At 71.6% G+C, this 19,223-nt stretch carries 1 protein-coding gene (running past one end of the window); it reads right to left on the reverse strand.

Going from position 1 to position 19,223, the window contains the following annotated elements:
- Positions 1–19,223: the 3' portion of a hypothetical protein gene (locus AB0H49_RS01350; protein ID WP_357245886.1), read on the reverse strand. It continues 8,416 nt past the right edge of the window; the window shows 19,223 of its 27,639 coding nt (coding positions 8,417–27,639); its start codon lies off the right edge, out of view — the gene reads right to left on this strand; its stop codon occupies positions 1–3.

Genomic DNA, 19,223 nt, shown 5'->3' on the forward strand with positions numbered 1-19,223 from the left:
TCAGGCGGCGAAGATCCGGGTTCGCCGGTCGGGATCGCTCAGGACATCCCGGATCAGCAGCCCGAAGTCGAGGTCCGGAAGGACCGCTTGGTAGTGCACGTCGCAGGCGACAGCACCGGAGGCGACGAGCACGAAGCGGTTCGTCTGGTCGTCGACGCGCTGCCAGTAGACGCCGATCGGCTGGGCGTCCAGATCGATCACGCGGCCACCAGCCCGCAGCAGTAGCCGACCGGCATCCCGGTAGAAGACCACCGACAGGTCACCGACAGTGCCGTACAGGCCAGACACCGAACCGGCTCCCGACGTCCCACCGCGCAGCGCGCCGGTCCCCGGATCGAAGTAGGCGAACTCACCGACACCCGCATGCGAGCGCACCACGAGACCAGTCGCCGCACGCTGGCCACTCTCGGCAAGGCCCGGACCGTTGCCGAACCCCGCTCGCGGGAACGCCCGCGAGGATCGCGACTGGCCCGCCGATACAGGCGGGGCCGGAGGCGGCATCGGCGGCGGCGAATACCCGTTCGTCCCACCCGACAGACCATTCCCGCCCGCTGGCGGGTCCCCGGCCGATGGTGGGTCGGGCAACGTCAGCGCACCGGGAGCGCCAGTTGGTGACGCCGAGCCCTGGGGCGGATCAGGCAACGTCGGCATGCCCGGCACCGGCGGATCACCGGGCCGCTGAGGCGCGCCAGGCTGCATCGGCCACTCGGAAGCCCGAGGCTGCGGCGGTACCGAACCATCCGGCGACTGCGGAAGATCCTGCACTCCTGACATATCGGGCGCCGGGGCTTGCGGCGGCGCCGGGGCTTGCGGCGGCACCGGGACTTCCGTCGGGCGCGGAACTCCCGGCTGCCACGGTGACACCGGAAGCTCCGGCCACTCCGATGCGATCGGAGGCACCGGCGGCCGCGAAGGCACCGACAACTCCGGCCGAGGCGGCACTTCCGGCGCGTGCGGCGGCACCGGAAGCTGGGGCATCTCCGCTGCGCCCGGAGGCACTGGAGGGCGCGGAAGCACCGACAACTCCGGCCGAGGCGGCACTTCCGGCGCGTGCGGCGGCACCGGAAGCTGGGGCATCTCCGCTGCGCCCGGAGGCACTGGGGGGCGCGGAAGCACCGGGGAATCCGGCGATTGCGGAGGCGTCGGCCATTCCGGCGGCGGGGGCGGCACGTGTGGTTGCGGCAACTCCGGTGCGATCGGCGGCACCGGCGGCCGCGAAGGCACCGACAACTCCGGCCGAGGCGGCACTTCCGGCGGCACCGGAAGCTGGGGCATCTCCGCTGTGCCCGGAGACACTGGGGGTCGCGGAGGCACCGGGAAGTCAGGCGATTGCGGAGGCGTCGGCCACTCCGGCGGCGGGGGCGGCACGTGTGGTTGCGGCAACGCCGGCGCGATCGGCGGCACCGGCGGCCGCGGAGGCACCGGGAAGTCAGGCCGAAGCGGCACTTCCGGCGCGTGCGGCGGCACCGGAAGCTGGGGCATCTCCGGTGCGACCGGAGGCACTAGGGGGCGCAGGGGCACCGGGGAGTCCGGCGATTGCCGAGGCGCTGGCCACTCCGGCGGCCGGGGCGGCACGTGTGGCTGCGGCTCCGGTGCGATCGGAGATACCGGCGGGTGCGCAGACACCGGAAGCTCCGGTGTCTGCGGCAACTCCGGCGCGTGCGGCGGCACCGGGAACTCCGGCGACTCTGGCGGGCGCGGAGACATCGGGAAGTCCGGCGGTTGCGGATGCGTCGGCCACTGCGGCGGCCCCGGCAGCACGGGTGGCTGCGACCATCCCGGCGGTGATGGGGGCACCGGCGGCTGCGGCCACTTCGGGGGCTGCGGAGGTACCGGCGGCTTGGGCGGCATCGGCCACTCCGGCGGCAACGGAGGCACCGGCGGCTTGGGCTGCTCCGGCGGGACCGGCGGCACTGGGCATTCCGGCGGTTGCGGCGGCTCAGGCTCTGGCGGCTTGGGCGGCTCAGGCTTCGGCGGCCTAGGAGGAACCGGCGGCTCAGGCTTCGGCGGCTTGGGCGGCGCTGGTGGCTCAGGGTGCTCCGGCGGAGCTGGCGGCTTGGGTGGCTGCGGCGGAGCTGGCGGCTTGGGTGGCTCCGGGGGCGACGGGGGCAGCGGCGAAACTGGCGGCTGCGGCGGGGTCGGCGGCTGCGGCGGTCGCGGCGGGTCCGTGGGTTGCGGCGGTACGGGTGGCCGCGGGGGAACCGGTGGTTGTGGGTTCGGGGTCGGGAGCAGCGGCGGAAGGATGTCGATGACCGGGAAGTCGACGTCGTAATCCTTGGGCGGATGCGGAATTCGCGAACGAAGAACCGAACCCGGCAGACGCGGGTACGCATCATCGCCCGCCGAGTTCAGCGAAGACCGCGGCGGCCGCCCACCTTCGCTACCGCCCGCACGACTGCCACCCTCGGGCTGCGCCCGCTGCCCGTCCGGTGCCAAAAGCGCGGCACCCGAATCCTCGTCGCTCCCTTCACCGTTCGGACGCGTTCGGCCCTCGGGCGGAACAGCACTTTCGCTCGGCGCCTGGTTTGCAGGTTGCTTCGCTTTCTCGGAATTGGCTTCACCTTCAGGCGGCCTGGCTTCCTCATGCGGCGCTTCGCTTTCCGGCTCCCCGGCTTCCTTGCGCTGTGCCTGCCGTCCATCCGCAGTCGAACGCGCCGCTCCCGAATCCGCGTCGCCATCCTCACCGACCGGCTGCTGCTTCCGTTCGGGCCGCACAGCACTGTCCTTCGGCTCCAGGCCTGCGGGCTGCTTCGCTTCCTCGGAACCTGCCTCGCTGTCAGGCCGCATGCGTTCGGGACCGGTCGCGTTTTCGGGCCGAACACCCGTCTCCTGCGACACGACATCATCCAACGGTGCCTCGCCCTCGGATCGAGGGCCGACCTCCGGCGGCACGCCACCTTCTGGCTGCGGCTCGCCCTCGGGTCGAAGGCCGACCTCCAGCGGCACACCACCTTCTGGCAGCGGCTCGCCCTCGGACCGAACACCGACCTCCAGCGGCACACCACCCGCTGGCAGCGGCTCGCCCTCGGGTCGAACACCGACCTCCACCGGCACACCACCCGCTGGCAGCGGCTCATCCACCGGCTGGGCGGCAGATGGCTCGACGCCGTCTTCGGGCCGTGCCTCACCTTCGGGTTGTCCGGCATCCTCGTGCGGCGCTGCGCCTTCAGGGCGTATGGCTGCGGTAGCCCTGAGGTCGGGCCGTCCGGCCTCCGGCGTGGAGGGAGCATTCCGGCCCGGTTCGGCGCTCAGCGGCGGGTCTGCACCGGGGACGATTGTCGCGCGAATCATCCAGTGCCCGTGGTTGCCTCGGTCCTCGACACTGTCGATGCGGAAGCTCAGACCCCGCGCGAGCAGCAGGCCGGGCACGATCGACGGCCTCGGCGACACACTGTTCAAGAACAGCGCGGGTGTGCCCGCCGGAACGGTCAGTTCGAGGTGGAAACGGATGCCGACCATCGCCGGCGTCTCGCCCATGACGGTCCGCGGGAACTCCGGAATCGGATGTACGGTGCCGGTGAGGTCGCCGGACATATCCAGCGGATTCTCGGTGTGCCCATAGGTGACGACCACCTCGTCCGGCAGCGGACGACGCGCCAACACCGCATCGATCACGTCGGCCGCCCTGGCCAACTCGGGAGTGAGCCCGGCGTCCCCGCGCAGCGCCGCCTCCAAAGCCGCGACGAACGCGAGATCCGTCGGATCAAGCGACGCGAAACGACCGAGCACCGCGCGCTCCCCGGCGCTCAACGCAGCGGCGACCTCGTCCCAGATCTCGTACCCGTACCGCAGCCGTTCCGCGAAGACGCCACCTTCCTCGTAGGTCCTGGCTCGAACCTGCTGCGGCGCTGCGCCTTCCGAACCGCGCTGGCCTTCCGAACCGCGCTGGTCTTCCGAACCGCGCTGGTCTTCCCCACGACGCTCGCCTTCCGAACCGACCTGCTCCTCCGGACGATGCTCGCCCCCGGAACCGCCCCGGTTACCCGGACGACGCTCACCTTCCGAATCAGCGTGTCGAGGTTCCCGTCGCTGATCAGCGGAGCCACGCCGCACACCGCCCGCCTCTTGCGCTGGCGAATCGCCTGGCCGAACATGTTGCGACTCCGATGTTTCCGCGTCAGGCGTACGCGGTCGCAATTCGACCGTCGGATCGTCGGAGCCTTCGGGACGCGTGAGCGGAACCGTGTCGATGTCGCCGGGCGACTCCACCCCCGACTCGGCACCGGGCGGCAACTGCGCGGGAGACGACGGACGGTTCGGAGGTCCGGCGTCGGATCCAGGAGCGGGCGGCAGGGCGTCCGGCCCATCGTCATCGTCGTCGTCCGGCCGCGGCGGCAACGGGTTCTCGGGCACGAGCGGTTCGGGCGCGTAGCGAATCCCCTTGCGCCAGCCTGTCAGCGGCGGGCGCTTGGCGTTCCAGTCGAACCCGAGCCGGATGGCGCGGTCGTTGGCGTAGGCCCACGACATGGCGGGGTTGTCGCGCAGGAAGTTCGATTCGGCGAGCGCGTCCTGCAGCATGAGGATGTCGGCATCCAGCGGTTTTCCGGCGATCAGGCGGTTCCACGCCTCGGCGACGTCGGCGACCGCGTCGAGCCGCATCCGCATCGGCGCACCGGTGCGCCAATCGGTCCGCAGGTACGCCTCGCGCATCAGGTGGTTCTTGATTTGCGCGATCTCCGCGCGGGTGAACGCGTGGAGCGAATTATTCAATCTGCCAGCGACTTCGGCGACGATATCGGCACGCTTGCCGTCGAGCCGCTCGAGCGCCTCGCGGCTGTCTTCCACCAATTGCTCTGCATCGCCCGGCTTTTCGTCACGCAGATGACCACGAGCGACGTCCACGGCGGAGCTGAGGTCGGCGCCGGGATCGTCCGGGCGGCGCGTACTGACATCGGCCAGACCCGCTACGTGATCCTCGAGCAGACCGTCGACCAGATCGACCAGTTCGGCGGCGCGCACCTTGCGCCCGGCGCCTTCCGCCGCCGGGTTCCTCGCGAGCTGATCGGCGATGCGGTCGACATCGCTGTCGTCGCCGCGGAAGCGCTCGTACTCGGCGTTCGCCCACCGCTGGACGCGGGCCCACTCCCGCTGGTCCGCACGCTGGCGCGCCTCGAACAGCTCGCCGCGTTCGCCACGGTCCGGCACGCGGTTGCGGACGTCCCATTCGCGCGCCATCGGCTGCACGTCGGGCGCCTTCTTCCGGAACCACGGGTGGCCCTTGAAACCGGGTGACACCCGGCCGGGATGCTCTTTGTCGCTGAACCAGGTGAACCCGAACAACTTCGCGGGCTCCAGCGTCAGACGCATCGTGTGGTAGAGCACGTCCGCGAACGGCAGCTCGTAGGTCGGCCCCGTCGGGACCGGTTCGCCGCCGGGGATCGTGGGCAGGAAGTCGATGTTGACGCCAGGATCGTTGCCGACGAACGGATCGACGACCGCCGCCTGGAGCGGATTCACACCCCAACCGCTGACGCCTTCGGGCAGGTCACGCGGCTCGAACTCCTTCGGAACGGTGGGGCCGCCGCGGTTGGTGGTCCAATCCGGTCGCGTCGGATTCACCTCGTGCCAGTCACCAGCGCCATCGCGCCACCGGACCATGTGCAGGCCGCCGTTGCCGTCGCCCCAGCCCACGGTCGTGTGTTCACGCCGCGGCGGGGCCATCGGCTCGGTCCGCACCGGCGCGCCACGGTCGGCCACGATCTCGCGGAACTCGATCCGCGTCTCGCGACGCATCATCGCCTGCGCGACACCGGAATCCTCGCGGATGGCACGAGCCAGCGCGGCGTCGTGATTCGCGCGGGGCGCGTCCGGCGCACCGCGCGGCGCGACGACGATGATCCTCGGCTCGTCGCCGTGCAGGTGACCGACCCGAGGCATCACCTGCCGCGCGCCTTCGGCGGCGATAACGTCGCGACCCGCGCCCGCCAACTCCGCGATGCGCGCCTGGAGCCGATCGATGACGTCCTCCGCGCGATGGACGTTCTCCGCGGCCTCTCGCAGCAACGCCAAGTTCCGCAGGTGCTCGCGGAAGTCGTCGACGCGCACGGTGCGGTTGGCCGCCTCGGCCAGCGTCTCCTCGAGCTGGGCGGGGTCGAGCGCGTCCTCGTTCACCCGCAGTCGGCGCGCGAGATCCGCGCGCATCCCGCGCCACGGTTGGACCCCGAGCACCTCGCGCGCCCGCTGCCGAGCGAGGGTGTCGATCTCGCGACGCGTCTCGGGTGGCAGCAGTCGGGACGCGTCGGTGGCCGCCCGTCCCAGCTCGCCGAGCCTGCGGTCCACTTCGGCCAACCTGGCTTCGGCCTCGTTGAAGCGCTCGGCGGCGCGCTGCAACTTGAAAACCTGCTCTTCGCGGCGTGCGAGTTCGGCCTCACCGACCAGTTCGCGCGAACTCGACGACAGTTCGTCGCCGACGGGCGCGATATGCCGGTCGCCCGCGAGCCTGCCGCGGAGATGATCGAGGGTGGTCGCCATGTTGGCCGGGTTCATGGCCTCGTCCGCGCTGCCGAACGGCATCGCGATATCGGAGAACCGGGAGAAGCGGTCGTCGCGCTTGGCCCGCCAGAACTCGCGCTCGGCCGCCAGTTCGGCCCGCTGCCTGATGAGGGCATCCGCGTCCGAGGCGGGTTCGGCGTCGGGACGCTGAGCGCTTCGCTCGCCGTCGTCCGGGTGTCCGTCGTCTTGCCGCTGACCGGAATCGGGTTGCTGGACAGGTTCTTCCGATCCCGTCTGCTCCGGGCGGGCCGCTCCGGAGTCGGAGTCCGGCTTGCTCGGCTCCGGGCGGGGAACGGCCCCGGCTTCGCCATCGTCCTCGCCGCCCGCGTCCCGGCGGGTTTCGGGACCACCCGGCCAGTGCTGTGTCCGGGGGTCGACAGGGCGAGTTCGCGGCGCGCCCTCCGCAGGCGGCACGCGCAGATCGAGCGTCGGGTCGTCGGCGTCGGTCGTCCGCGAAGGCGGCGAGGTGCCAGCACCATCCGGCGACTCGGCGCTCGACAGGTCGAGCGTCGGGTCGTCCGCGTCGGTGGTGCGCGGAATCGGCGTCGGACCAACACCCTCCGGGGATTCGGCGCTCGACGTGACGGTCTGCTCACCTTCGCTGCGTGGAACTGGCTGTGTGCCCTCGGTTTCAGGACCACCAGGCCAATGCAGCGTCCGGGGGTCGACAGGGTGAGTTCGCGGGTCTTCGCCTTGCGGAGTCGGCCGATGTAGTTCCACGGTCGGGTCGTCATCCGAGGCGTCGGGACGTGGAATCGGCTGGGTGACGACGTCGTCCGGCGACGACGATTCGGGTGTCCGGTTCGCGGGTCCAGAAGCGGGCGGCAGCTGCGGGGGCGGCGGGCCCGAGTCGGGTCCGGGCGGCAGCGCCTCGGGGTCGTCCGAGCGGGGCGGCAGCGGGTTGTCCCTCGGTACCGGGGCGGGCGCGTACTTGATGCCCGCGCGCCAGTCGGTCAAGGGTGGGCGGGCCGCGTTCCAGTCGAAGCCGATCCGGATCGCGTACTGGTTCGCGTCGCGCCAGGCCGCGTATCCGTTGGCGCGCAGGAAGTTCGACTCGGCGAGGGCGTCCTGCAACATCAGGATGTCCGCGGGCAGCGGTTCGCCCGCGATGAGGCGGTTCCACGCCTCTGCGACGTCGGCGACCGCGTCCAGCGGCATGCGTACCGGCGCACCGTCACGCAGACTCGCCCGCAAATAGGACTCGCGCATCAGGTGGTCCTTGATCTGCGCGATCTCCTCGCGGGTGAACGCGTGTGCGGAGTTGTCCAGCCGTTCGGCGACGTCGCGGGCGATCGCCTCCCGATCGGGGCGCAAACCGGTCAGCGCCTCGCGGACGTCGTCGACCAATCGTGCCGCGTCACCCGGCCTTTCGTTGCGCAGCGTTCCCGCCACCGAGTCCACGACCGCGGTGAGATCGGGCTCGGGATCGTCCGGTCGACGCGTCGTCACCTCGGACAGACCGGCGAAGTGGTCGTCCAAGAGGCCCGCGATGCGGTCGACGAGCTCGGCGGCCCGCACCGTCCGCGCCGCGCCCTCGGCCTCGGGACGCGTGGCGAGATCGTTCGTGATTCTGTCGATGTCGCTGTCGTCGTTGCGGAATCGCTCGTACTCGGCGTCGGCCCACTCCTGCACCCGCGCCCACGCGGCCTGTTCGTCCCGCTGACGCTGCTTGAAGGCTTCGGTCAGCTCGCCGCGATCCGGCGCCCGCTCCGGCACTCCGGGTTCGCGCGCCATCGGCTGCACGTCGGGACCCTTCTTGCGGAACCACGGGTGTCCCTTGAAGCCGGGCGAGACGCGGCCGGGATGGTCCTTGTCGTTGAACCAGGTGAACCCGAACAGCTTCGCGGGCTCCAGCGTCAGCCGGAACGCGTGGTACAGCGCGTCGGCGAACGGCAACTCGTAGGTCGTACCCGGATAGACCGGTGCGCCGCCCGGAATCGTCGGCAGGAAGTCCACGTTGATGCCGGGGCCGTTGTCGACGAACGGATCGACGACCGCTGCCTGGATCGGATTCATGCCCCATCCGCTGATGCCTTCTGGCAGGTCGCGCGGCTCGAACTTCTTCGGCACCGTGGCGCCGCTGCGGTTGGTCGTCCAGTTCGGCCGGTTCGGGTCGACGTCGTGCCAGTCGCCCGCACCGTCCTGCCAGCGGACCAGATGCAGGCCACCGCGACCCTCGCCGAAATTCGCCGTCGTGTATTCGCGCCGCGGCGGAGCCATTCGCTCGGTCCGCACGGGCGCCTCGCGGTCGGCGACGATCTCGCGGTATTCGATCGTCGTCTCCGGCCGCGTCATGGCGTGGGCGACGCCCGCGTCGGTACGGATCGCCTCCGCCAGTGCCTCGTCATGACCCGCTCGCGGATGCTCCAGCGTGCCGCGCGGTGCGACAACGACGATCCGCGGATGCTCGCCGGTGACGAGACCGACCCGCGGAGTGACCTGCCGCGCGCCCTCGGCGGCGAGAATGTCGCGCCCCGCGCCCGCCAGCTCCGCCATCTGCCCCTGGATACGGGCGATACGGTGTTCCGCCTGGTTCACCCGGTCCGCGGCCTCGCGCAGCAGCGCCATGTTCCTGGCGTGCTCTTCGGCGTGGTCGGCCCGGATCGTTCGGTTCCCGACCTCCTCCATGGTGCGGTCCAGGTCGGCGGGGCCGAGTTCGTCCTCGTTCACGCGGAGGCGGCGGGCGAGGTCTTCGCGCATCCGCCGCCACGGTTTGGTCTCCAGCACCTCGCGGGCACGGTCGCGCGCGAGCTGGTCGAGTTCGGCGCGCACCTGGTCCGAAAGCGGTTCGGACTCACCGACTCCGACGCGCCCTAGCGCGGCGATTCGCCGATCCACCTCGGCGAGCGCCGAATCCGCCCTGTTGAACCGTTGCGCCGCGTCTTGCAGGTTGAATATCTGTTCCCTGCGGCGCGCGATCTCGGCGGGACCTACGAGTTCCGCTGTGCGCGAGGCGGGTTCGTCTCCAGTACCCGCGATGTCCCTGGTCGCGACGATGCCGGTCTCGAGGTGTTCCAGCGTGGTCGCCAGATTGGCTTGGTTCAGCGCCTCGTTCGCATCGCGGAACGGCAGCGGGATGTCGCTGAAGCGGGAGAATCGGTCGTCCCGCTTGGCGCGCCAGAACTCTCGCTCGGCCGCGAGCGGGGCGCGATCCCGGATCAGTGCCCGGTAGACGCCCTCCGGGGTGCCCGCGAGCTCCAGCTCGGCGATCTCCGCGTCGAGTCGCGCGACCTCCTGCTCCGCGGCGTCGAAGCGTTCGGCGGCCCGCGCCAGGGCGTCCACGGCGGCGCGGCCGTCGGCGTCCAGGTCCTCGGGGAGCGCTTCGGCGCGCATGCGGCGAATGTCGCGCCATTCCGCACGGGTGGCGATGGCCTCGGCGCGTTCGGCCCGGAGTCGGGACAGTTCCGCGCGTGCTTCCGGAGTGAGGGCGTCCGTGCGGGACTCGGGTGAGGCGGGATCTGGGCCTGCCTCGGGCGACGACGGGTCGGAGCCCGCTTCGGGCGACAAGGAGTCTGGGTGGGACTCTGGCGTCGAGGCGTCGAGGCGCGGTTCGAGCGGCGACGAGTCCGGGTGCGTCGAGCGTCCCGAGTCGCCGCGCGTTGCCGGGTCCGCGTCCGGGCGAACCGCGCTGCCGCCGGGCTGTCGCGAAGCGCTCTGTGGCGCATCACGTTCCGACTCGGCGCCGAGTTCTCCGCCTTCGCGCGGCGGAGCGCCTGCACCGAGCGGGTCTGCCGGTGTCGAGCGTTCCGAAGGCAGAGGGCGGTTCGCGGCACCGGCGGGGCCGGATCCCGGCTGGTCGGGTCGCGACGGGCTCGCGGCGGCGCCGCCGTCGTCCGGCGGGCGGAGGGGGGTAGTGGTCACCGTGCCGGATTCGTCCACCGCGACGAGGACGTAGTCGACACGCACGCCCGCGTCGGCCAGCCGGCGTCGCATATCGGGCGGCAGCGCGTGGTCGGGGGCGGCGAGCGGCGATGCGACGAGCACGTGCCTGCCGGGCAGCACGCCAACGCCTTCGGCGGGGATCATCGCGTCGGCGGCGGCGAGCACGTCGCGGGCGGCGTATGCGCCCGCACGCTGACGAGCGGCGCGCTCCCCCGCGCTCACGGCGTCCAGTTGGTTCAGCGCGGACCTGATTTCGCGCGTGGCGGAGTGCGTTTCGGCCGCGTTCCGAGCGGCGTCGGTGAGTTCGTCCAGCTGCCGCAGCATCTGGGCGGGATCGTCGGGGCGGCGCAATGTGTCTTCGAGGGGAGCTTCGGCGGCACGGACCAATCCCTCGACTGCGTTGGCGATTTCGCGCGGTGTCCGTCCCTCCGGGTCGATGCCGAGCCCGCGGGCCAGATCGGCGATGCGCGCTTCGAGTTCTCGGCGCGCCGCCGCGGTCACCCTGATCCGTTCTGCCAATCGCGGTAGCTGCGCTCGGAATTCCGCTGTCGCGGGGTCGTGCACCCGCGGGATTCCGGCCCGCGGCCAGTCCGCGGAGCGCGGCTGCGCGGACTCCGCGGGTCCGGGACGCTCCGCCCGTGCTTCCAGCAGCCGCACCTCGGCATCGGCACGCAGGAAGTCCGGAACGAGGCCGCCGAGTTCGGCGAAGCGGGTGACGTCGTCGGCGAGCATCGCCATTCTGCCCAGCTCGCGGATCGTGTCGACGATCCGGTCCGGACTCAGCCGCTCGGGATCCACCCGCAGCCGCAGCCCGTCGGCCAGCTCCCGGATTCGGCCCGCCAACGCATCCCGCCGCGCGACCGCGTCGGCGTACTCCGGCGAAGAAGGCTCCGGCGGCCAGACGCGAACGTCGCCTTCCTCACCACCGTGCGGCCGTTGCGCGGCGCCGTCGCTACCCGAGTCCGCCTGTCGCGGAGAAGTTTCCGCCTCGCCGAGGGACTGATCCAGCTCAGCTGTCCGGCGCTCGTGCTCGGCCATCGCCTCGTCGAACCGCTGGAACCGGCCGTCGAGGTCGCTCGCATGCTCGGGTCTGGCCTGGGCTTCCAGTTCGTCGAGCGCTTGCAGCGCCTCGTCGGCCTGCCGTCGAACCTCGCGCAGGGCCTCCTGGTAGCGCTCCTCGGTCCGTCGCCGCATGGCGTCGAACTCCGCTTCGGGCCGGGTCGGTGGATGCTGCGCGTCCTCGGCGCGGCGCTCGTGTTCCGCGAGCGCGTCGTCGAATTGCCGCAGGCGCTCGTCGAAGCCGTCCGGATCTTTCGGCCTGCCCTGGGATTCCAACTCGTCGAGCGCTCGGCGCGCCTCGTCGACCTGCCGCCGAATCTCGCGCATCGCGTCCTGATAGCGCTGTTCGGTCCGCTGGCGCATCGCCTCGAATTCCGCTTCGTTCCGCGGATCGGCGGACTCCGGGCGAGACTCCGCACCGGCTCGCTGCCCGTCCGATTCCGACTGCGAGTCAGGAACTTCGGGTCGAGCACCGGCATCGCTCCGCGCGTCAGCGGAGACTGGGCGAGACGCGGCACCGGCTCGCTGCCCCTCTGCTTCCAACTGCGCAGCTTCGGGCCGGTCGGCGGGTTCCGAGTGCTCCCCCTCGCCGAGCCGCTGCGCACCCGAGTCCGAGCCGGGCGGCGTCGACGGCGGTTGCGCACCGTGTAGCGGCCCGTCCGGGCCGAAGTCTGTGCGCCGGTGCGTGATTCGACCGTCGTCCGTGTAGGCGATCTCGATGTGGCGGACCACCACGTCGGAGCGATCGAGCAGTGGGCGAAGGAACGGGTGGTCGGCGGCGAGTTCGGCGCGGACGTCTCCGGGCGAGTTCCAGCCGATCACGACGAGGCGCGGCGGGTCGCCGGGGACGACGCCGACGCTGTCGTCGACGCGACCCGCACCCTCCTCGGCCAGCGCCTCGCGCTGCATCGCCCGAGCCACGGCCTCATCGAGCACCGCGAGTTCGTCCTCGGCCTTGTTGAAGCGAACGGCTGCGTCGCGCAGCGCTTCGACGCGCGCCGCCTGGCCGGGCAGCTCGGCCGTCAGCCGCCGAATGGCGCCGGGCAGCGCGTCCTCGGTGAGCTCGGCCTCCCGGACCGGCAGTCCCTCCATCGCCGCCGCCCGCGCCGTGCGAGCCGCGTCCAATGCCCGTACCGCCGCCACGTTCTCCGAGGCGAGTATCTCCGTCACCCGCCGCGCCGACGCCACCTCGGGCCGCGGCGTCGGCTGTTCGGCAACGGACCTGGGCGCATGCGATTCGGGCGCAAGCCTCTTCCCATCCGCGCCAGGCCCCGGCGTGGGCTCGGCCGTGTCGGGCGCGGACGTCCGCTCGCCCACGGCAGGCCCGGTCGTCCGCTCACCTGGCTCGGAGGCAGGCGTCCGCTCCCCCGACCGGTGCCCGGTCGTCGACTCGCCCAGTTCGGGCGCGGGTGCAAGCTCGCCCGCTTCATGCCTCGGCGTCGACTCGCCTCCCTCAGGCCCAAGCCTCGGCTCGCCCGCCGGAGGCGCGGTCGCCTGTTCACCCGATTCGGGTGCAAGCGTCCGCTCACCGGGGCGAGCCCCTGTCGTCTCGCCCGGTCTTGGCGTCGGCGCCGGCTCGCCCGCTTTGGGCCCGGGCGTCGGCTCACCCGCTTCAGGTTTGGGCGTCGGCTCACCCGCTTGAGGCCCGGGCGTCGGCTCACCCGCTTCAGGTTTGGGCGTCGGCTCACCCGGATCCGGCGCGGGCGCCGGATCACCCGGATCCGGCGCGGGCGCCGGAGGCGGATTCTGCGGCGGCTTCTTCCCACCGCCACCACCATCCGCGACAGGCTCGGGCCTCCCCTCTCCGCCGGAGCTCGGCTCGTCGGGTTCGGGCCGGACAGCACCCAACGGCGGTGTGTCAGGCGGGTTCTCGGGCCGGGTCGCCGCCAACTCGGCATCCAACCGCGCCAACTCGATCTCGGCATCGCGGTTCCGGCGAGCCGCGGCGGCCAGCTCGTCCAATTCATCGGTGCGAGAACGGGATTCGGCATCCCGGTACCGTGCGGTCGCGGCATCCAGCTCGGCCCGCGCCGCATCCAGCTCCCGCACCGCGGCATCCCGTTCGGCGAGCAGCCGGGCGATCTCCGCGGGCCGCTGCGCCGCGCGGTCCAGTTCCGCGACTCGCCGGTTGAGCTCGACCATCTCGTCGATGTCGGCGGCGCGGTCGCGGACTTCCTGGCGCAGTTCGGCCTGTACCTGGGCCAGCTGCTGCGGTTTGAGCCGTTCCTTCTGGTCGATCTTGCCGTCGCGGTAGACCTCGTAGACCTTCGCCCACCTCTTGGCCTTCGCGGCCTTCTCCGCGTCGGTGTCGGTGGGGCGGACGGGCGCGGGCAGCTCGACACCGACGGTCCTGGTGAAGTCCGGCCCGGCCACCGGATCCGGGTCCGGTCGCGAGTTGTTCGCGCCGAGCATGCCGAAGCCGTCGAGGATGCGGGCGCCGTCGAGGGCCTCGGTCAGCGCGTCGAGATCGCCGACGACGTCCAGCAGATGCTCGATCGCCTTGTCGTGCACCGGGAATTCGACGTCCGCGACCCGCGGATCGGCGGCCTGATCGCCCAACCGCACCCGATCGAACTGATCGAGGCCGTTGATCATCCGGTAGTACTCGGCCAGCGCATCGATCAGGTTCTCCCGCTCGCTCGGCTTGCGGGCCAGCTTGGAGATCGCCTTGTGCAACCGCTTCGGATCCGTGCCGGACGTGTCCGGTCGGTACTTCATCTCGTCGTTCTTGTAGTTGCGCGGATACAGATCCTTGGGGAACCGTCTCCTGCGGCCTACACCGAGCCGCTCCGCCAGCCGATCCCGCGCGCCGTCGACGACGCCGGAGTCGATGGCGCGCATCAGCTTCGCGTAGTCGACCAGGTCTTCGACCGCCTGGTGACGGCGAGCCTTGCCGAGATCGCCCTCCACCAGCGCCCGCGCGACCGTCTCGGGAGTCAGCTGCGCCGGGTCCAGCCCGAGCCGGTGCGCCAGCTGTCCGCGCGCGTCCTCGATCGAGTGGAAATCGTCGATGTCCCACGCGGTTCGGGCGTAGTCGATGATGGCCTCGATCTGGCCCGCCCGGATCCGGTTCTCGGCGCGCAGCTGCTCGAGCCGTTCCGCCATGCGCTCGGGCTCGCCGAGATCGGACTCGGGAATGCCCAAGCGATGCGCCAGCTCCTGTCGCGCGGCCTCGACCTCGCTGCGGGACAAGCGCTCCGGCGTGCTCGACCTGCGCGGCGCGACCTCGTCGCCCGCCGGGGGCGCATCGGTGACGGGACGCCACGGCTGCTCACCGTCGCGCATCAGCGTCACATCCAGCACGCGCCCCTCGACCTCCTGACGGACGTGGCGCACCCGCACGGGCTCGCTGTCCATCAGTCGGATGGTCCCGTCCGGGTCGACGTCGGCGATCCGGAAGACCACCTCGACCAGCCTCGCGTTCACCGCCTCGCCGAGATCGGGGTGTTCGCGCAGCGCCTTCGCCAGCACCGCCTCGTGATCCAGGTGACCGTCGACCACCAGCAACCGCGGCGGCTTGCCCGCCTCGCCGGGCAGTATTCCGAGCCCGTCCACGTCGGGAAGCAGGAATCCGCCGTCGGACACGATCGAGGCGCGCAGCGCGAGATCGGCCAGGATTCCGGTGAGCTCGTCCACCTGGCCGTCGATCCGCAGGAATTCCCGGGTCCGCTGGGTGAAGTCCGCGAGATCGGCCGCGCGCGTGTGGATGTGGTCGACGACGGCGGCGAGCGCGCCGCGCGGATGCGCGCTGAGTTCGGCCAGGTCGACGCCGAGCAGCTGCGCCCAGACCGCGCGCTCGTCCTTGATCTGGTCACGGCGCAAAGCATTCTCGAAGTAGGTCGGGTTGCCCTCGTCCAGACCCGGCTGGTCGGTGTAGTTGAGATCGCCCCAGTCGCGGCCGGGTTCGCCGCCGTTGTTGACGCCTTCCCAGTCGAGCATGGTGGTGCGACGATCGTTGGCGCGCAACACTTCCCGCAGGAACCGGGTCATCGGGTCGGAGTCGAAGAAGCTGACCTGATCGCTGTAGGGGATGCGCCGGTTCTCGGCGTCGTAGCGCACGGCGGCCTCGGCCAGACCGGCGAGCGCGCCGATGCGGCGGGCCTGCTGGTATTGCAGGATCTCGAGCGCTCGGCGAACGGTATCCGCCGTGACCGGCTCGCCCGGCCGGAGTCCGAGCCGGCGCGGATCGACGCCGAGGTCGCGGGCGGTGGCGATCAGCGCGTCGCCGAGCTCCGCGCGGCGGCTCGCGGAATCGGCCAAATCGCCGAACAGTTCGGCGAAAACGCCTGTGCTCCGCGGACGCGGCTCACCCTGCGGCGCCCCGACCACCGGGGGCTGCTCGGCTTCCGCCGACTCGTCCGGTTTCGCGTTGCGCTGCTGCTCCTCGTCGGCTTGCCTGCGCAGGTCGTCGAGTTCCACCCCGAGTTCCCGGCGCACCAGCTCCGGGTCCGCCTCGTCGAGCCAGTAGCGGTACTCCTCGCCGTCGCGCCGAACGACCGGCGGGTAATCGCCGGACTGGTCCGGGATCCGGCTGGTCAGGCGGTTCAGGATGGGAACGAGTTCGCGGCTCTTCCACATCGTCGCGCCCTCTTTGAGGATGCGAGCGGGGTTGAACTTGATCTGGAGCACTTCCCCCTGACCGCTGTCTTTGGTCAGCGGGAGACCGGCCTCGTTGCCGAGCACCGATTGGCCCGCCCCGTCTTGACTCGACCCGGACGGGTACTTCGGGTTGTGCCCCTGGTACCCGGCGCGCAGCGCGTCACCGAGTTCGCGCAGCCGCCTCCGGTCGGCGACCGCGGGCGAGTTCGACGACTCGTCCGAGTCCGGTTCGTTCGGCGCGAGCTCGTTCTCCGCGCGTGGAACCGGAAGCCAACGATCCTCCCCGTCGGCCACCAGACGCAGCGGCAGCTCTTCGCCGTCCACCTCGACGACATGGTCGCGAGTCTCGCCCTCGGGCGGCGTCGCACGCCTGTTCGCGGATTCGCCGGGACGCGAACCGTCCCCGGATTCGTCGGGCGACGGCGTGGGCGTCGGCGGTTCGGACGGCGGCTTCTGCGCCCCGCCACCGGCATTCGGGTCCGCGGCGGGGAACTCGGGAACCTCGAACCTCCCGGGCCGGGACCCGCCCTCGATACCCCGATCGCCCTCCGCCCGCTGGATCGCCGAGTCGACGGGGCCTTCCGGAGTCCGGGCGAACGGCAGCTTGGCCTTGATGCGGCCGAGCAGCCCGCGCGGCGCGCTGTGATCGCGGAGGTCGGCGGAGCCGTCGGACAGGATCGCGCGCATCCGGTCGAGCAGGCGCTGCGGGTCCGTGTCCGACATGCCGTGGAACTGCCTGGCGAGGACGTCCGAGGTGCCGCCGCGCTGGGTCGGCGGGGGCACCCGCCAACCGCCCGCGCCGTCGCGTTCCAGGACCACGGCCAGCTCGGCGGGGCCGACTTCGACCGACTCCCACCGGAATTGCGGGCTGGGCAGCGGCGCCTGCGGTTCGGACTGCGGTGGCTGTGGAATCCGCCTGGTGTGCAGCCGGTGGGCGACCTCTGCGGCGTGCGGCGGCCGGACGCCCGGATTCTGCTGTGCGACACGGAATCCCGCGGCGACGAACTGGTCGGCGACCCGATAGGGTACCTCGACGATCTGGTTCGCCCTGCGCAGCGCGAGTCGCGGCTCCGCCCTGGTGAGGAACGCGTCGGTACCGAGGCCCAGCAGCCATGCGTCGAACCCTTGCTTCGTCTCGTTCGCGGCGCGGTAGCGCAGATATTCCGAGAGCATCGTCCCGAGCGCGCTGGTGAAGGTAGGCCGACGGTAGGGCCCCTCGGCGACGTCCCAGTTCTCGAAGCGCGTCACCGGCTCGCCATCGGGTCCTCGCGATACACGCAGGTAGCGGAGGTTGTGGCTGCTGTCCCACAGCACGTTGCCGAACTCCGGCCGATCGGCGGCCAGTGCCTGGAGCGCATCCATGTGTTCGCCCTCGGGAGCGAGTACGAGCAACTCCGGTCTGCTGGATTCGGGCTTGAATCGCAGCACGTGCGGGCTCAGCTGCTCACCGTCCGGCCGACCGCGCAGTTCCGCGTCGATCGCGCGCTGGAGAAGATCGGCGGCATCGGCATCCGGCGAGCGCGGCGGGGTCCCGTCGCCCTCCGATACCGGCCCGGACTCGACCATTTCGGACGGATTGCCCGGGCGGGGGTATCCCCACCTGGTCCCGCCGACCTCGTCGACGTCGGCGGCGCGCACGGCGTCGAAGACGATCTCGGCCTCGTCCAGTCCGACCTTGTCCAGGTAGCGGCGAATGGCATCACGGCCTGCCTGCTCGGCGACCTGGCGCGGATCGGGTGCGTCCGGCTTACGAGCCTGCGCTCGGGTCGCCCGTTCGTGCGCCTTGTCGTAGGCCTGGGTGTACGCGCGTTCGGCGGGACCCTGCGGGAGGTAGCGGCCCGCGGCGCGCAATTCGCGGAAGGCCTCGATCTCCCTGGCGTAGTCGCGGCTGCGCCGATCCCGCAGTGCCGGTGTCTCTTCCCGCGCCGCGGGCGCCGCGTCGGCACTGTCGCCGGGCCGGATGCCGTGCGCGCGGTCCCACTGCGCGCCGAGGCGCTGCGCCGGGCTCTGTCCGTCGACGAGGGGGCCGAGAGCGTCGAGCCGGTCGCGCACGGCGCGGACCGCGGCGCGGTACGCCGCTGCCTCGCGCATCGCGCGACTCACCTCGTCGTTCTTGCCGTAAGCCCGCTCCACGACGTTCCTGGCCTGATCGAACGCCTCGGAGTAGGCACGGGCCAACGGGCTCGACATTGACCCGATCATGGAGTCCGTCGCCCGCGTCCTGGTGTTGAGGGCGAAGGCCAGCGCGACCGCCTCGGCCTCGTGATTCAGCATCAGGTCGACGAATTCGGTACGCGAGAGCGCCAGCCGCGACGGCGGCTCGCCCTCGGCGGCCGCACGGATGTCGGCCAGCACCGCGGCTCGCACCAGCTCCAGCGCCTGGTACCGCGCATAGTCGAAGTTGTGGAGCACGACCGAGTTCGTCGTCGGGTCGTAGCCGAGCAGCGGACTCCTTTCTACCGAGTCGTAATAGCCGTCGCGGTGCACCGACGGTGAGGACTCGGCGGTGTATCGGATCCGCACACCATGTCGATTCAGCGTCTCGAGCGCCCAGCGCCCGATGTCGCTGGACTCGTCGGTGAGCATCGTGCGTGCGCGCTCGAAGAGCAGTTCGGCGCGGTCGACGAGATCCGCACGCGGAGAGGGGGTCTCCCGCTGGCCATCGGCCGCGGGCGATTCCGGGCGAGGCGCGGGCGCGGCGGCTTCGGCGCCATCGGGTCGCACGAACACGACGCCATCCGCGTCGACGTGCACACCCGCCCTCGGCGCCACCTCGCGTTCGTCCTTACCGGATGCGGTCGCGTCCAGGTCGGCACGCACGGCGTCGGTGAGCGCGTCGGTGAGCGCGCGATGCTCGGCCGTCAACCGGTGGTACCGATCGGTCAGCTCGGCTTGTAGGTCGACGTCGGTGGCTACGATGCCACGGTTGCGCACGGCATCGAGAGCGGATTGCAGGTCTGCGCCGAGTTCGCTGTCGGGGATGCGCCAGCCGCTCTGAGTCCGGCGCAGTGTCCGATCCGCGTCCTCCGCCAGCCGCGTCAGTTCGCGTTGGGTCGCCGCCAGTCGACGCACCAGACCTTCCACCCGGCGCGCCGCCTCGGGCGTCGTCGGCCGGTATTCGGCCATGCCGTCCGGGGGCACGACGCGCTGATGGGCATGCCACTCCGCACCCGCGACATCGCGATGGCTGC

The sequence above is a fragment of the Nocardia sp. NPDC050713 genome (assembly GCF_040654315.1).
In the GTDB taxonomy this organism is placed as follows: Bacteria; Actinomycetota; Actinomycetes; order Mycobacteriales; family Mycobacteriaceae; genus Nocardia.